General features: G+C 64.3%; 15 protein-coding genes. 10 read left to right on the forward strand and 5 right to left on the reverse strand.

The features are described from left to right. Positions 1-69: 69 nt before the first annotated feature. Positions 70-540 (reverse strand): RNA methyltransferase, encoded by a 471-nt coding sequence (locus DNJ95_RS11255; protein ID WP_131184821.1) that lies wholly within the window; start codon positions 538-540, stop codon positions 70-72. A gap of 309 nt (positions 541-849) precedes the next feature. Here DNJ95_RS11255 and DNJ95_RS11260 point away from each other — a divergent pair, with 309 nt between their 5' ends. Then, positions 850-1,083 (forward strand): hypothetical protein, encoded by a 234-nt coding sequence (locus tag DNJ95_RS11260; RefSeq protein ID WP_131184822.1) that lies wholly within the window; start codon positions 850-852, stop codon positions 1,081-1,083. A gap of 66 nt (positions 1,084-1,149) precedes the next feature. On the opposite strand, the gene sulA is transcribed toward DNJ95_RS11260, so the two are convergent. Then, positions 1,150-1,608: an SOS-induced cell division inhibitor SulA gene (gene sulA, locus DNJ95_RS11265; protein ID WP_131184823.1), complete on the reverse strand. Its 459-nt coding sequence runs from the start codon at positions 1,606-1,608 to the stop codon at positions 1,150-1,152. A gap of 16 nt (positions 1,609-1,624) precedes the next feature. Beyond that, positions 1,625-2,239, reverse strand: coding sequence for a transcriptional repressor LexA (lexA, locus tag DNJ95_RS11270; protein WP_131184824.1), 615 nt, complete (start codon positions 2,237-2,239; stop codon positions 1,625-1,627). A 311-nt stretch (positions 2,240-2,550) separates the two neighbouring features. Between lexA and DNJ95_RS11275 the strand changes: the two genes are divergently transcribed. The 7 genes from DNJ95_RS11275 to DNJ95_RS11305 all read left to right on the forward strand — a co-directional run bounded on the left by DNJ95_RS11275 (position 2,551) and on the right by DNJ95_RS11305 (position 8,811). Next, on the forward strand, positions 2,551-3,258 hold the full coding sequence (locus DNJ95_RS11275; protein WP_131184825.1) for a TetR/AcrR family transcriptional regulator: 708 nt from the start codon (positions 2,551-2,553) through the stop codon (positions 3,256-3,258). 20 nt (positions 3,259-3,278) lie between these two features. Next, the gene (locus DNJ95_RS11280) at positions 3,279-3,803 is read left to right on the forward strand and encodes a L,D-transpeptidase (protein ID WP_181953389.1); all 525 of its coding nucleotides are present in this window, start codon (positions 3,279-3,281) and stop codon (positions 3,801-3,803) included. Positions 3,804-4,003: 200 nt separating this feature from the next. Next, positions 4,004-4,999, forward strand: a complete 996-nt coding sequence (gene nagZ / locus DNJ95_RS11285) for a beta-N-acetylhexosaminidase (RefSeq protein WP_131184826.1) — start codon at positions 4,004-4,006, stop codon at positions 4,997-4,999. 97 nt (positions 5,000-5,096) lie between these two features. Then, a complete protein-coding gene (locus tag DNJ95_RS11290; protein WP_131184827.1) occupies positions 5,097-5,594 on the forward strand; it encodes an LEA/WHy family protein in 498 nt (165 codons plus the stop codon). A gap of 5 nt (positions 5,595-5,599) precedes the next feature. Further along, positions 5,600-5,788, forward strand: a complete 189-nt coding sequence (locus tag DNJ95_RS11295) for an SEC-C metal-binding domain-containing protein (RefSeq protein ID WP_131184828.1) — start codon at positions 5,600-5,602, stop codon at positions 5,786-5,788. Positions 5,789-5,794: 6 nt separating this feature from the next. Continuing rightward, entirely contained in the window at positions 5,795-6,244 is a 450-nt protein-coding gene (locus tag DNJ95_RS11300; protein ID WP_131184829.1) for a DUF2489 domain-containing protein, read from the forward strand. Between the two features lie 38 nt (positions 6,245-6,282). Next, positions 6,283-8,811: a penicillin acylase family protein gene (locus tag DNJ95_RS11305; RefSeq protein ID WP_131184830.1), complete on the forward strand. Its 2,529-nt coding sequence runs from the start codon at positions 6,283-6,285 to the stop codon at positions 8,809-8,811. Between the two features lie 129 nt (positions 8,812-8,940). Here DNJ95_RS11305 and tsaA read toward each other — a convergent pair whose 3' ends face one another. Next, a complete protein-coding gene (tsaA, locus tag DNJ95_RS11310) occupies positions 8,941-9,633 on the reverse strand; it encodes a tRNA (N6-threonylcarbamoyladenosine(37)-N6)-methyltransferase TrmO (protein ID WP_131184831.1) in 693 nt (230 codons plus the stop codon). Positions 9,634-9,728: 95 nt separating this feature from the next. Between tsaA and DNJ95_RS11315 the strand changes: the two genes are divergently transcribed. Next, positions 9,729-10,481, forward strand: a complete 753-nt coding sequence (locus DNJ95_RS11315) for a sulfite exporter TauE/SafE family protein (protein WP_131184832.1) — start codon at positions 9,729-9,731, stop codon at positions 10,479-10,481. A gap of 159 nt (positions 10,482-10,640) precedes the next feature. Here the strand turns inward: DNJ95_RS11315 and DNJ95_RS11320 are convergent, their stop codons facing one another. Beyond that, a complete protein-coding gene (locus DNJ95_RS11320) occupies positions 10,641-12,044 on the reverse strand; it encodes an MATE family efflux transporter (RefSeq protein ID WP_131184833.1) in 1,404 nt (467 codons plus the stop codon). A 370-nt stretch (positions 12,045-12,414) separates the two neighbouring features. On the opposite strand from DNJ95_RS11320, the gene pdxB reads away from it, so the two are divergent. Then, positions 12,415-13,557, forward strand: coding sequence for a 4-phosphoerythronate dehydrogenase PdxB (pdxB, locus tag DNJ95_RS11325; RefSeq protein WP_131184834.1), 1,143 nt, complete (start codon positions 12,415-12,417; stop codon positions 13,555-13,557). Positions 13,558-13,612 lie beyond the last annotated feature (55 nt).

Below are 13,612 nucleotides of genomic sequence, written 5' to 3' on the forward strand. Positions count from 1 at the left end.
GCCGCGAATAGCGTTGCCCGCAAGAGCTTCGCGGGTGCGCCGCTCACACGCTGGGGGCAGTTGGCCGGGTCATTTGAATCGAGGCCCGGAGCGGGTGTTGTTGCCCTTCGCCATGCGGTCGTAGAGCACCACATTGACGGTGGCCGCGAGGTTCATGCAGCCCTGGGTCGGGATATAGATGACATCTTCGCACCAGTCGAGGATTTCCCGATCCAGAGAGCCATCTTCCGGGCCGAAGATATACAAGGCCCGATCAGGGTGGGTGTATTCGGGCAAGGGGCGGGCGCTTTCCACCAGTTCCACGGCTACTGGTGTGCAACCAAGGGGCAGAATCCTGCGCAGGTCATCGATGTTGATCAGCGGTATGTCCTGATGCACACGCTTGGTGTCGGTTATGAAGTCCCGGGCACGATCGTAGCGAGTACCGCTGTAGAACACCGAACTGACGCCATAGCAGCCTGCCGCGCGCATGATCGAGCCGACGTTGCCGGGGGATTTGGGATTGAACAGGCCGACGCAGCTGTATCGTTTGTTGGCCACTTGGGTTTCTCGCAAAAGCGGCGATTATAGCGGCTGGCCGTGTCGTGCGCTGTAACGGCAGTGCCGATGTTCAGGGCGGCCGCATTATGCGCGGCAAAGAGCCGAAAGAGCGCTGGAAAGCTCGAGGCTGGACGAAAACGCGTGGCAACCGGCGTTTTTCGTCCAGCCGTCCCGCCTCCAGCGCTTTTATCGAAGCCCCTTGCCCGTGAATGACGGCATGGCACTACCGCTCCGGCCTTTCAATCTTTACATGAGGTCGCGCCAGCCATTTGGCATTACAATGCCCGCCTTCTTTTCCGAGGGCCGGCCATGCAAACCTCTTTTCTGGAAATCGTCGAACTGCCTGATGGCCGCATTGTGTTGCGGCGGGCCGAAGATGAGGAGGTGCTGGTGACGCTGGACTTCTCGGATGAGGCGCGCCTGTTTCTGCAGGGGCAGCATGTCGAAATAGCCAAGGTCATGCTGACGGCGGGTGTGCAGATGGCTGGGCGCGTGTTCGACGATGAGTTCGAACATGAGCATGATTCGCGCGTACTGCACTGAGTCGGCTGCTCACGCCGTTTCCATTGTCCCGGCTCCCGGGAAGGGCACGGCATCGTGCGTGCCCTATCATGCAAACCGGATATTGAGGCTCTGGGCATTTCCCTGGCGGGCCGCCGCCGCGAGCAGCTTGCGGTCGAAGGCATCCAGCCTGAGCCAACTGATCACTGTATGGCTGCGCCCCAGGCGCAAGGCCCTGCATACCAGCTCCAGCGGGTCCTGGTCGTTGCGCGAGGGTAGCAGCAGGATGCGCTCACGGTTCAGGTCTGCATCGCGCAGCCAGTTGTAGCTCACTAGGTCGGGCGGGGCGATTATGGTCAGCCAGCGCTCGTCGTTCTCCCTGCTGAGTTCACGCAGTACGGGCGCCAGCAGTTGCAGGCCATTGCGGCCAGTCAGTCTCATCTCGCTGAGTACGTCGGCGGCGCGGGTAGGCGTCGCTGGCGCATCGAATGGTGCGCTGGGTGCCAGGAAGGCCTCGAACAGAGGCAACTGGCTGGTCTGTGCGTTGGTGTAGAGAGGGAACTGCATGGGTAGATACCTCCTGTCAGCGGCGGATCACGCCGACGCTCAAGCCTTCTATGGTCAGTTCTTGTCGTTGCAGGTCGACTTCTATCGGTGCGAACTCGGGATTTTCCGCGATCAGCCAGACTTTGCTGCCCTCGCGTTTGAAACGCTTCACCGTGACTTCGTCATCGATGCGGGCCACCACGACCTGGCCGTTGCGTGCCTCACGTGTGGTGTGCACGGCCAGCAGGTCGCCATCGTAGATACCGATGTCCTTCATGCTCATGCCGTGCACCCGTAGCAGGTAGTCGGCCCGCGGATGGAAGAAGTCCGGGTTGATCCGGCAGGATTCCTCGACATGCTGCTGGGCAAGGATAGGTGCGCCTGCGGCTACTCGACCTATGACCGGCAGCCCATTGTCGACTTCATGGCCGCCAGGCTCGAAACCCGGAATGCGGATGCCGCGGGAAGCGCCGGGAGTCATTTCGATGGCGCCCTTGTTGCGTAATGCCTTGAGGTGCTCCTCGGCCGCGTTGGGCGACTTGAACCCAAGCTCCTGGGCTATTTCCGCCCGGGTCGGGGGGTAGCCGTTCTCTTCCAGGCAGCGCTTGATGAAGGCGAGGATTTCCGACTGGCGGGGCGTCAACTTGATCATGGGCGTTCTGTCCTTTTGTACAGTAACTGGGATTATATACAGTAATCGGCGCTTGGCAATATTTGCGCTGGCGAGCCGCGGCGATCGCGCTACGCGGCTATCCGTTCCGAGAAGCGCGCCAGGGCCTGGAACGCCGGACGAGAAACACGTTTCCCGTCCGGCCTTCGGCTTTCCAGCGCTATTTCCGGCATATCGCGGGGCAGCCCTGGAAGCGCTGAAATCCACTTATAATCCGTGCTTCAGGCTTTCATGGTTGACTTGCCAGGGCCCGAAACGTAGGTTTCAAACAGTTGTTGGTCTTTGGAGGGCGCATGGCGCAGTCGGAAACCGTTGAGCGTATTCTCGATGCCGCGGAGCAGTTGTTCGCGGAGAGGGGCTTCGCCGAGACATCGCTGCGGTTGATTACCAGCAAGGCGGGTGTCAACCTGGCCGCGGTGAACTATCACTTCGGTTCCAAGAAGGCGCTGATACAGGCGGTGTTCTCGCGTTTTCTCGGGCCATTTTGCATGAGCCTGGAGAAGGAGCTGGATCGGTGCGAGGCGCAGGCCAGCCAGAAGGACCGGCTCGAGGACCTGCTGGAAATGCTGGTGGTCCAGGCATTGTCGGTGAAGCCGCGCAGCGGGGATGACCTGTCCATTTTCATGCGGCTGCTCGGCCTGGCCTTCAGCCAGAGCCAGGGCCATTTGCGGCGCTATCTGGATGATATGTACGGCAGGATCTTTCGCCGCTACATGATGCGGGTCCATGATGCGGTACCGACGATCACGCCGATCGAGCTGTTCTGGCGCGTGCACTTCATGCTGGGGACGGTGGCTTTCAGCATGTCCGGTATCAAGGCATTGCGGGCGATCGCCGAGAATGATTTCGGCGCCAGGGTTTCCATCGAGCAGGTCATGCGCATGATGGTGCCCTTCGTCGCGGCGGGCATGCGCGCCGAGAGTGGCATGGACGATCCGGCGCTGCTGGAGGCCGGGCCCAAGGTCCGCCGCAATGCCCTGGCGATGCCGCAGAAACGATGAACACTGCGCATATGAGTGCCGTGCGGATGCTCGACCTGCTCCATATATCCCTGGCGGATCAACTGCTCTATGGCTTTTCCGATGGTGTGCTGCGCCTGCGCTTCCCGGTTTCGACCGCGCGCAATGGGGCCGGGGAACTGAACGGTTCCGGTTGCACGCCGCGGGGCATGCATCAGGTGCGTGCGCGCATCGGCGAAGGGCTGCCCTGTGGCGCGGTGCTGCGTGGCCGCCGTTGGACCGGCGAAGTCTGGAGCGACGAGCTGCACGCCGCCTTTCCCGGGCGTGACTGGATACTGACGCGCATTCTCTGGTTGAGCGGCTGCGAGCCCGGTGTCAATCGCCTGGGGCCTGTCGATACCTTCCGGCGCTACATTTACCTGCACGGCACGCCGGATGTCGAGCCGATGGGCGTGGCGTTGTCCCATGGCTGCATACGCATGCGCAATGCCGATCTGCTGCGGCTGTTTCCCCTCGTTCCGGCTCACTGCCGCGTTATGCTCGCTGAGCGGCCCTGCCCGCAATGGCGGCGGGCCGTCATTTCCTGAGAGCCTGTTCACGACCTGTTGTGGCTCGGCTCCGCAGCCTTGGAAACATGCTCCTTCACTACTGTAAACTGCGCCCTTGACCCACTACGTTCGCCCTGCGGGCCGGCCTTCGGCTGTCACTCCGCTGGCGTCATGTTTCACCTGTTCCCACCGCGAACGACAGTCGCTCGCGAGATCGTGAACAGGTTCCGAGGATCGCTATGCAAGGCTCTTTGATGCTGGACATCGCCGGCACCTGGCTGACCGCCGAGGACCGCCAACTGCTGCGCCAGCCACAGGTAGGCGGGCTGATTCTGTTCGCGCGCAATATCGAGGACCCACGCCAGGTGCTGGAGCTGACCCGGGCGATACGCCAGGTGCGGCCCGATCTGCTGCTGGCGGTGGACCAGGAAGGCGGACGGGTGCAGCGTTTACGCCAGGGTTTCGTGCGTCTGCCGGCAATGCGTCGCTTCGCCGAGTGCGACGATGCGCTGGCCCTGGCGGAGCTGACGGGTTGGCTGATGGCGACCGAGGTGCTGGCCGTGGGTATCGACTTCAGTTTCGCGCCGGTCCTGGACCTGGACCACCAGCGCAGTGCGGTGATCGGTGCGCGGGCCTTCGAGGGCGATCCCTGGCGGGCGACGCAATTGGCCGGTGCCTTTATCAAGGGCATGCATGCTGCCGGCATGGCTGCTACCGGCAAGCATTTTCCGGGGCATGGCTGGGCCGAGGCGGATTCCCATGTCGCCATTCCGCTGGACGAGCGTGACCTCGCACAGATCCGCCAGCAGGATCTGCAACCGTTCCAGGCGCTCGGTGGCGTGCTGGATGCGGTGATGCCGGCTCATGTGATCTATCCGGCGGTGGATGAGCGGCCCGCCGGCTTTTCCGCGTACTGGCTGCAGACGATTCTGCGCGGCGAACTGGGCTTCGATGGTGTGATCTTCAGTGATGACCTGTCGATGGCGGGGGCGCATGTGGCCGGGGATGCCGGGGAACGTATCCTGGCCGCGCTGGGTGCGGGCTGCGATATGGGGCTGGTGTGCAACGACCGTGCGTCGGCGGAACTGGCCCTGAGTGTGCTGCAACGCCGCGATGTGATGCCGGCGCCACGTCTGCGGCGGATGGTCCGGCGGGCAGAGGTGCTGCCCGATTACCGGTGTGATCCACGCTGGTTGCAAGGGTTGCAGGCGCTGCGCGAAGCCGAACTGGTGTAAAACCGATAATTGATGGCATTTTGCTTCGGTTTCCTATGAGCGGGCCTTGCGGTCGGTGTCGTGCTTGCTACACTGGGCCGTCCCTTGGAGTACCGGAATGCGTTGCCAGGCACGAACATCGAACCTCTTCAGAGCGTTGGCGCTATTGGGCCTGCTTGGCAGCCTCGGTGGCTGTTCAACCTGGTTTTCATCTTCTTTCGAGGAGCCTCAAGTCCAGCTCGACAAGGTCGATGTGGTCAAGGCCCGACTGCTGGAGCAGGAGTTCCTGCTGCGTTTTCGCATCGACAATCCCAACGATCACAGCCTGCCGGTTCGTGGCTTGATCTATACCGTGCACCTGAACGACATCGAACTGGCCAGCGGCGAGTCCAGCACCTGGCTGACGGTGCCGGCGAATGGCTTCGCGTATTACGAGGTCCCCGTGCATACCAACCTCTGGCGCCACATGAAGTATGTCGTGCGCTTGCTGGAGAAGCCGGATCGGCCCATCGCCTACCGCCTGGACGGGGAGTTGAAGATCGGTCTGATGTCCGGTCGACGCGTGCATATTTCCAGGCGCGGCGAGATAATTCCCGGGAATTTCATTCCGGAGTGAAGACGATGAATCACCAGCACCACGTACACGGTCCCGACTGCAATCACGATCATGGGCATGAGCACGGCCATGTGCATGGCCCGGACTGCAATCACGGCGCCGAACCTGTGCGCAATCCGTTGAAGGACGTTGGTCGCAATGACCCCTGTCCCTGCGGTAGCGAGAAGAAATTCAAGAAGTGCCACGGCGCCTGATCGCCCGTGTCTTCGCTCGTCACTTTCCTCTATGCCGCGGCGCTGCTGTTGATCGTGGCCTTGTCCGTGCACGCCGGCCTGTTATGGCGCAAGGTCTGGCTACGCCAGCGGCAGATCGCCCAGGCCCTGCGCCAGCGCCACCAGGCCCTGGCGGGGGACCTGCGGATCCTGGCCGCGAGCCTGCTGGATGGGCAGTTGCCGCTGATTGAGGGCGCCATTCGCATCAAGGTGCTGCTGGACAGCTATGATACGGGGCTGGCGAACGATCCGCGCAGCGAGGCGCTCCAGGCCATCCATGGGGCTACCGCGCATATCCCGACCCATGACGCCTGGAAGGCGCTGGAGCGCGATGAGCAGCGCCGTCATGAGGCGGACTTCCGCGCACTGGAGTCGCGCCATGGCGAAGATGCCCGGCGCGCGGCGCGCTGGTTGCTGAATGAGGCCATCCCCGGCTGAGTCCCTGTTCCTGCTGCTTCATATCGAAGGAATCATCGATGTCTGTACGTGCTTACTCCCTGGTTCGTATGGCGCTTGGCACACTGCTGGTCCTGGCGGGACTGAGCGGTTGCCAGTCGTATCTGGACCAGCGCTATCGCGAGAGCCTGCCGCCGAGCGAGGGCGTGCAACCGCTGAAAGGGCTGGCGGGCAATGTCAGCGTGCGCCGCAATGCCCTGGGCATGCCGCTGATCGAGACTTCTTCCTTCCATGACGCGCTGTTCGCACTGGGCTATGTGCACGCCAGCGACCGCCTGAGCCAGATGGTCGGCATGCGCCTGATGGCCCAGGGGCGCCTGGCCGAGATGATCGGCGAGGGGGCGCTGGATATCGACCGCTTCATGCGGGCGGTCAACCTGCGCAAGGATGCCGAGGTGCTGTATCGCAATGCCTCGCCGCGCTTGCAGCGCTTCTTCGAGGTCTATGCGCGGGGCGTCAACGCCTATATGTACCGCTACCGCGACAAGTTGCCGATGGACCTGGATGCCTCCGGCTACCAGCCGGAGTACTGGAAGGCAGAGGACTCCGCGCTGATCTTCTGTCTGCTGAATTTCGGCCTGTCGACCAACCTGCAGGAAGAGATAGCCGCCTTGATCCTCGCGCAGAAGGTCGGCCACCAGCGCCTGGCCTGGCTGCTGCCCACCTATCCGGACGAGCCGTTGCCGTTCGACGAGGCGCAAAAGCTCGAATTCATGACCGCGGCTGGGGTCGCGGGGCTGGCCCGGGTCGACCGTACCGTGGCCGACCTGTCCCGCTTGAGCATGCTCGGCGTGGCCGCTTCCAACAACTGGGCACTGTCGGGGCGCCAGACCCGCTCCGGGCGCCCGATCCTGGCCAATGACACCCATCTGCCGCTGTCGATGCCTTCCTACTGGAATTTCGTGCAGATTCGCTCGCCGAAATTCCAGGCGGGGGGTGTCTCGGTTGCCGGGATTCCCGCGGTGATCGCCGGATTCAATGGCAAGATCGGCTGGGGCATGACCATGGTCATGGGCGATACCCAGGATGTGTTCGTCGAGCGCCTGCGCGAGCGGGACGGGCGTTTGCAGTACCTGGCCGATGGCAAGTGGCAGCCGGCGCGGCAGCGTCATGAGACGTTCATCGTCAAGGGGCAGCGCCCGGTGCGCGAAGTGGTGCACGAGACGCGCAACGGCCCCTTGCTCAATTCCGTGCTTGGCGAGCGCAAACATGCGCTGCAACCACTGCCGTTCGAGAGCGGCTACGGGCTGGCGCTGAAAACCGCCTCGTACGAGGAGGATCGCAGCCTGGATGCCTTCTTCGAGCTGTCTCGCGCCGCGTCCGTCGACCAGGCCTTCGAGGTTGCCCGTGATATCCGCGCCATGGCGCTCAACCTGGTGTTCGCCGACGAGAGCGGTATCGGCTGGCAGGTCACCGGGCGTTATCCGAACCGCAGGGAAGGCCAGGGCCTGTTGCCCTCGCCGGGCTGGGACCAGCGTTACGGCTGGGATGGCTATACCGATCCGATGCTGCACCCCTACGACCAGGACCCGCTCCAGGGTTGGCTCGGCACCGCCAATCAACGCACGGTCAACCGTGGCTACGGGGTGCAACTGTCCAACTCCTGGCATTACCCCGAGCGCTATGAGCGTCTCGCCGAACTGGCGAGCAGGGGCGGGCATGACACCCGTAGCGTGATCGCCATGCAGTATGACCAGACCACGCTGTTCGCCGCCAAGCTCAAGGCCATGTTCACCTCGGCGGGCATGCAGGAGCCGTTGCGCCAAGCCATCGGGGCGCTGCCGGCAGAGCAGCGCGGCAAGGCGCGGGAAGCGCTGTCGCGTCTGCTGGCCTTCGACGGGCGCCTGGCGGCGGATTCCGCTGATGCGGCCCTGTATGGTGCTTTCCTGCATGAAAGCGCCCGGCAGATATTTCTCGATGAGCTGGGGCCGCAAGACAGCCCGTCCTGGCAGGCGTTCGTGCGCATGGCCGACCTGTCTTACTCAGCCCAGGCCGACCATCTGCTGGGGCGCGAGGACAGCCCGTTCTGGGATGATCGTGGCACGCCGACCAAGGAGGACAAGCCGGCCATCCTCGCGCGCAGCCTGTCTGCCGCCGTAACCCTGCTGGAGAGCCAGCAGGGCGGCGATCGCCAGGCCTGGCGCTGGGGCAGGTCGCACACTTACACCTGGGCCAGCGATGCCACGCGACTGGCGCCGCATATGCCGGTGACGCAGCGCAGTCGCATCAACGCCATCAAGGGGTATCTCGAGCGCGGGCCTTACCAGGCCGGCGGCGATCACAGCACGCTGAATGTCTCGGCCTATCACTGGGGCCAGGATTTCGATACCTGGCTGATTCCCGCCATGCGCATCCTGGTCGACTTCAATCGTGACGAGCCGCTGATCGGGCTGAACAGCAGTGGCCAGTCCGCTAACCCGGCCAGCCCGCACTATGCCGATGGCATCGAAGCCTGGCGCCGGGCCCAGTACATGAGCTTCCCGTTCAAGGCCGGGAATATCGACAAGGTGTATGGCGGCAAGCGCCTGTTGCTGACCCCGGCCAGGTAGGGGCAGGCTGTCCGATAAAGGCGCTGGAGGCTGGAAAGCTGGAGGAAATGCCCGGGGCACTCCCGTCTTTTCGTCCAGCCTTCAGCGCTTTTTCGATCCGTTGCAACCCCTGGCGCAACCGCTCGGGCTCTACTCCCGCTCGATCTCGATGACACGGATCAGTTCCGGGCTCGGGTAGTGCCAGCGTACCGATACGTCCCAGAAGCGGGTGCCGTAGCGGCGCTCGGGCTCGGGGCGCTGGTAGGCCGGGCGCGGGTCCTGGGCCAGGCATTGTTCCACCAGTTCTGTCAGTGGCTGGCCGAGGCGCTGGCTTTCGGCCTGGGCCTTTTGCAGGATGCCCTCAGCCCACTGTACGGTGATTCGCTGCGGTGCCTGGCTGGCGATGGCGTTGCAGGCATCGGGCAGGGCGTCGGCGTAGGGTACGTAGGGTTTGATGTCCAGCACCGGGGTGCCGTCCAGCAGGTCGATACCGGACAGTTGCAGGCGGCCCGCTTCCACCGCGTCCAGGCGTACCACCGATTGCCCGATGCCGTTGGGGCGGTGGCTGGCACGGCTGGCGAAGACCCCGAGCATGCGGTTGCCGCCCAGTCGTGGCGGCCTTACCCGCAGGCGCGGCTGTTCTTCCAGTGCCTGGTGGAACAGGAACAGCAGCCAGACGTGGCTGACTTGCTCCAGCCCTTGCAGCGCTTGCGGCTGGTCGTAGGGCGGTAGCAGTTCAAGGGTCCCGCGCGCGGCCGGAGCGAGTTGCGGCTGGCGTGGAATGGCGAACTTCTCGCGAAAGCAGGAGCGCATGAAGCCGATGGGGGATACGGAGTAGGGCATGGGTGATCCCGCTGGGATGGGGCTGGCGCGCCATCTTCAAGCTTCAAGCTGCGGGCTTCAAGCTGTAGCATGCGGTCTTTTTCCCGAGGCCTGCCATGATCGTCGATTTTGCAATCAATCTGTTGCTGGGGCTGGCTCTGGGAACACTGGGGGGGCTGTTCGGGATCGGTGGGGGGCTGATAGCGATCCCGGTGCTCGGCGTGTTGTTCGGCCTGGACCAGCAACTGGCGCAGGGTACGGCGCTGGTGATGGTGGTGCCCAATGTACTGCTGGCCGTCTGGCGTTATCACCAGCGTAATCGTATCGACTGGCGGCATGCGGCGGCGCTGGCGGTCACCAGCTTCTGCTTCGCGATCATCGGTGCCCGCTATGCGCTCTCGCTCGACGCCGGGCGGATGCGCTGGGCGTTCATCGTCTTCCTGTTGCTGTTGGCGTTGTATAGCGTCGTGCGGGTCTGGTTGCGCAGCGCACCGGGAAGCTCCGGGTTGAAATATGGCTGGCCCTGGTTGAGCCTGCTGGGCGCCTGGGCCGGTGCCCTGGGCGGGCTGTTCGGGGTCGGCGGCGCGGTGTTGGCGACTCCGGTGCTGACCAGCCTGTTCGGCGCCAGCCAGGTGGTCGCCCAGGGGTTATCCCTGGCATTGGCGGTACCCAGTACCAGTGTCACGCTGGTCGCCTATGGCCTGCATGACCAGGTCGACTGGCTGCTGGGGTTGCCGCTGGCGCTGGGCGGCCTGCTGAGCGTCAGTCTCGGTGTGCGGCTGGCGCACGCGTTGCCGGAGCCTCTGCTGAGAATGCTGTTCAGCGGCTTTCTGGTCGCGAGTGCGGCGTTGCTGGCGCTGGAGACCTGAAAAGAGCAAGCCGTAGCAGGGAACCGCGAGCGCACCTGAGCGCTCGATGCCGCTATCCCTGGTGCGCACGGCTCACCCTACGGCAAAGCGCCCAGGCACATGCCGACATTTGATGCGTTAGGGCATGCCCCACGCAAAACCCTCGCCATCGGCACGAGTCTATGCCTGGACGGACTGTCTGCGAGCCCTGGCGGCGCTTTTGACGATGGCCCGGTGCGCGCTGTAGTGCAGGCGCAGGCTCAGCAGCAGGGCGGCGCAGCTCAGGCCTGCGATCAACCCCTGCCACAGGCCGACCGGGCCGCTGGGCGGGCCCATCCAGTCGGTCAGGCCCAGCAGGTAGCCTACCGGCAGGCCGATCAGCCAGTAGGCGAACAGGGTGAAGATCATGGTCATGCGGGTATCCTGGTAGCCGCGCAGGGCACCGGCGGCGGTAACCTGTACCACATCCGAGAACTGGAACAGCGCGGCATAGACGAAGAGCCCGGAGGCGATGGCGATCACCGCCGGGTCGGTGCTGTAGATACGGGCGATCGGTTCGCTGAACAGCAGCATGCCGCTGGCGGAAAAACAGGCGTAGACCAGGCTGGTGGCGATGCCCAGCCCGGCAACGAAGCGCGCATCCCGGGGCGCGCCACGCCCGAGCGACTGGCCTACGCGCACGGTGACGGCCATGCCCAGCGACAAGGGGATCATGAAGATCAGCGAGGTGAAACTGAGGGATATCTGGTGCCCGGAGATGACTGTCTCGCCCAGCCCGCCGATCAGCAGGGCGATCACCGAAAAGATGCTCACTTCGGCGAATACCGCGATACCGATGGGCGTGCCGAGAGCCAGCAGCGGTGCGAGTTGCGACCAGCATGGCCAGTCGAAGCGGGCGAACAGGGCAGAGCCACGGTAATGCGGTGAGCGACGTATCCAGAACAACATGCCCGCCAGCATGAAGCTCATGACCAGCGCGGTGGTCCAGCCGCAGCCGACCGCACCGAGCGCCGGCATGCCCAGCTTGCCGTAGATGAAGATGTAGTTCAGCGGGATATTCAGCAGCAGGCCGAGAATACCGATCGCCATGCTCGGTCGCGAATGACCGAGGCCATCGCTGTAGCTGCGCAGTACCTGGTACAGGCCCATGGCGGGAAAGCCGCAGGCCACCGCGCGCAGGTAGCTCATGCTGGTATCGACCAGTTCGGCCTGTACGCCCATGACGCGCAGCAGGGGCGCGGCGTTCCACATCAGCAACGTGCAGAGCAGGCCGATGCCCAGCCCCATCCACAGCGACTGGCGCACCAGCGGGCCGATCCGTTCGTGGTGGCCGGCGCCGAAGTGCTGTGCGACCTTGGCGGTGGTGGCGAGGATGATGCCGTTCATCATCAGCAGCATCGGCACCCAGATCGAATTGCCGAGGGCTACTGCCGCCAGTTCGTGGGCGTTGACGCGACCCGACATCATGGTGTCGACGAAGCCCATGGCGGTGGTCGCCAGTTGAGCGACCGTCATGGGAATGGCAATGGCGAACAGGGCGCGTAATTCGTTACGGATGCGCTCGATTCTGGTGCCGATGGGCATTTTGCTGTGTCCGGAGCGTGAAAAGCCGGGCAGTCTACGCTGCTTTGGAGAGGGCAGAAAGTGCGCGAGTGCCGCGTTCCACGATGCCGGGCGGCAATGGCTGGCGAGCGCATTGGCAATCAAGTTCGCGGCAGCTCGTACTCCGCTGTCGGCGTTCTTTTGTCCATTGTGTCGCGAACCCGCCTCGCCCCGTGGCGAATACCGAGGCGACGATGGAGAGAGCCCTCAGTGCCGCGCGGATTGCGGTTTCGCGGGTCGTTTCTTTCCGGCACCGCCGATAGTGGCGGCGCGAGTACCGGGTGGCGGGAGCGGGCCGCTCGCATCCGGCCCTGGCTGCGCCTAGAATGCCTTCCTTTGCCTGGGACCGATGATGCGTATTGTCGCCGATGAAAACATTCCGCTGGTCGATGAGCTGTTCGCCTCTTTCGCCAGCATCGAACGCCGGCCCGGGCGGGCCATCGACAGGGCCGTGCTGGCGGATTGCGATGCGCTGCTGGTGCGTTCCGTGACCACGGTCGACCGTGCCCTGCTGGAAGGCAGCCGGGTGCGTTTCGTCGGCACCTGCACCATCGGTACCGATCACCTCGACCTGGATTTCTTCCGCGAAGCCGGCATCCAGTGGGCCAGTGCGCCTGGCTGCAATGCGCGTGGCGTGGTGGACTATGTGCTGGGCAGCCTGTTGGCGCTGGCCGAGTGGCAGGGGGTGGCGCTGGCGCAGCGCTGTTATGGCGTGGTCGGCGCCGGGCAGGTGGGCGGACGCTTGCTGAAGGTCCTGCGGCAGCTCGGTTGGCAGGTGCTGGCCTGCGATCCGCTGCGCGCCGCCGATGAAGGTGGGGATTTCGTGTCCCTGGATGAAATTCTCCAGCGCTGCGATGTGATCAGCCTGCATACGCCGCTGACACGCGAGGGGCAGGAGGCGACGCGCCACCTGTTCGATGAACGGCGCCTGCAGCGCCTGTTGCCGGGTGCCTGGCTGATCAATGCCAGCCGTGGCGCGGTGGTGGATAACCAGGCGCTGCTGCGGATATTGCAACAGCGAGCGGATCTCCAGGTGGTGCTTGATGTGTGGGAGGGCGAGCCGCTGGTGGATGTCGAGCTGGCGCGGCGATGCCGGATCGCGACGCCGCATATCGCTGGCTACAGCCTGGACGGCAAGCTGCGTGGCACCTGGCAGGTCTACCAGGCATTCTGCGCGGCAATGGGCATCGCGTCGCGGGCGGAGCTGGAGGTCCTGGTGCCGCCCGCGCAACTGCAGTCGCTGCTTTTCGATGCGGCGTCTTCTCCGGATGAGGCCATGGCGACCCTGTGCCGTGCGGTCTATGACCCGCGCCGCGACGATGCCGATTTCCGCCGCAGCCTGCTGGGTGATGAGGCGCAGCGGCGGCTGGCTTTCGACCGCTTGCGCAAGAACTATCCGCCGCGTCGCGAGATCGAAGGGCTGGGCGTCGGCATTCGCGGCGAGAGTGCGGCGCTGCAACGGCTGGTGCGGGCGCTGGGCGCGCGGCTGGTCTGATTGCGCCGCGCTGGATGCAATTTGTGGCCTGCTCCGCTAGCATTGGCCGTCTTTC

This window comes from Stutzerimonas kirkiae (genome assembly GCF_004327335.1).
GTDB classification, from domain to species: domain Bacteria; phylum Pseudomonadota; class Gammaproteobacteria; order Pseudomonadales; family Pseudomonadaceae; genus Stutzerimonas; species Stutzerimonas kirkiae.

What these genes read in the sequence shown, in the direction of transcription:
- lexA (WP_131184824.1), bottom strand. Translation starts at nt 2,239, where the DNA reads ATGATCAAGTTGACGCCCCGCCAGTCGGAAATCCTCGCCTTCATCAAG.
- DNJ95_RS11315 (WP_131184832.1), top strand. Translation starts at nt 9,729, where the DNA reads ATGATCGTCGATTTTGCAATCAATCTGTTGCTGGGGCTGGCTCTGGGA.
- DNJ95_RS11275 (WP_131184825.1), top strand. Translation starts at nt 2,551, where the DNA reads ATGGCGCAGTCGGAAACCGTTGAGCGTATTCTCGATGCCGCGGAGCAG.
- DNJ95_RS11290 (WP_131184827.1), top strand. Translation starts at nt 5,097, where the DNA reads ATGCGTTGCCAGGCACGAACATCGAACCTCTTCAGAGCGTTGGCGCTA.
- pdxB (WP_131184834.1), top strand. Translation starts at nt 12,415, where the DNA reads ATGCGTATTGTCGCCGATGAAAACATTCCGCTGGTCGATGAGCTGTTC.
- DNJ95_RS11260 (WP_131184822.1), top strand. Translation starts at nt 850, where the DNA reads ATGCAAACCTCTTTTCTGGAAATCGTCGAACTGCCTGATGGCCGCATT.
- sulA (WP_131184823.1), bottom strand. Translation starts at nt 1,608, where the DNA reads ATGCAGTTCCCTCTCTACACCAACGCACAGACCAGCCAGTTGCCTCTG.
- DNJ95_RS11305 (WP_131184830.1), top strand. Translation starts at nt 6,283, where the DNA reads ATGTCTGTACGTGCTTACTCCCTGGTTCGTATGGCGCTTGGCACACTG.
- DNJ95_RS11320 (WP_131184833.1), bottom strand. Translation starts at nt 12,044, where the DNA reads ATGCCCATCGGCACCAGAATCGAGCGCATCCGTAACGAATTACGCGCC.
- nagZ (WP_131184826.1), top strand. Translation starts at nt 4,004, where the DNA reads ATGCAAGGCTCTTTGATGCTGGACATCGCCGGCACCTGGCTGACCGCC.
- tsaA (WP_131184831.1), bottom strand. Translation starts at nt 9,633, where the DNA reads ATGCCCTACTCCGTATCCCCCATCGGCTTCATGCGCTCCTGCTTTCGC.
- DNJ95_RS11295 (WP_131184828.1), top strand. Translation starts at nt 5,600, where the DNA reads ATGAATCACCAGCACCACGTACACGGTCCCGACTGCAATCACGATCAT.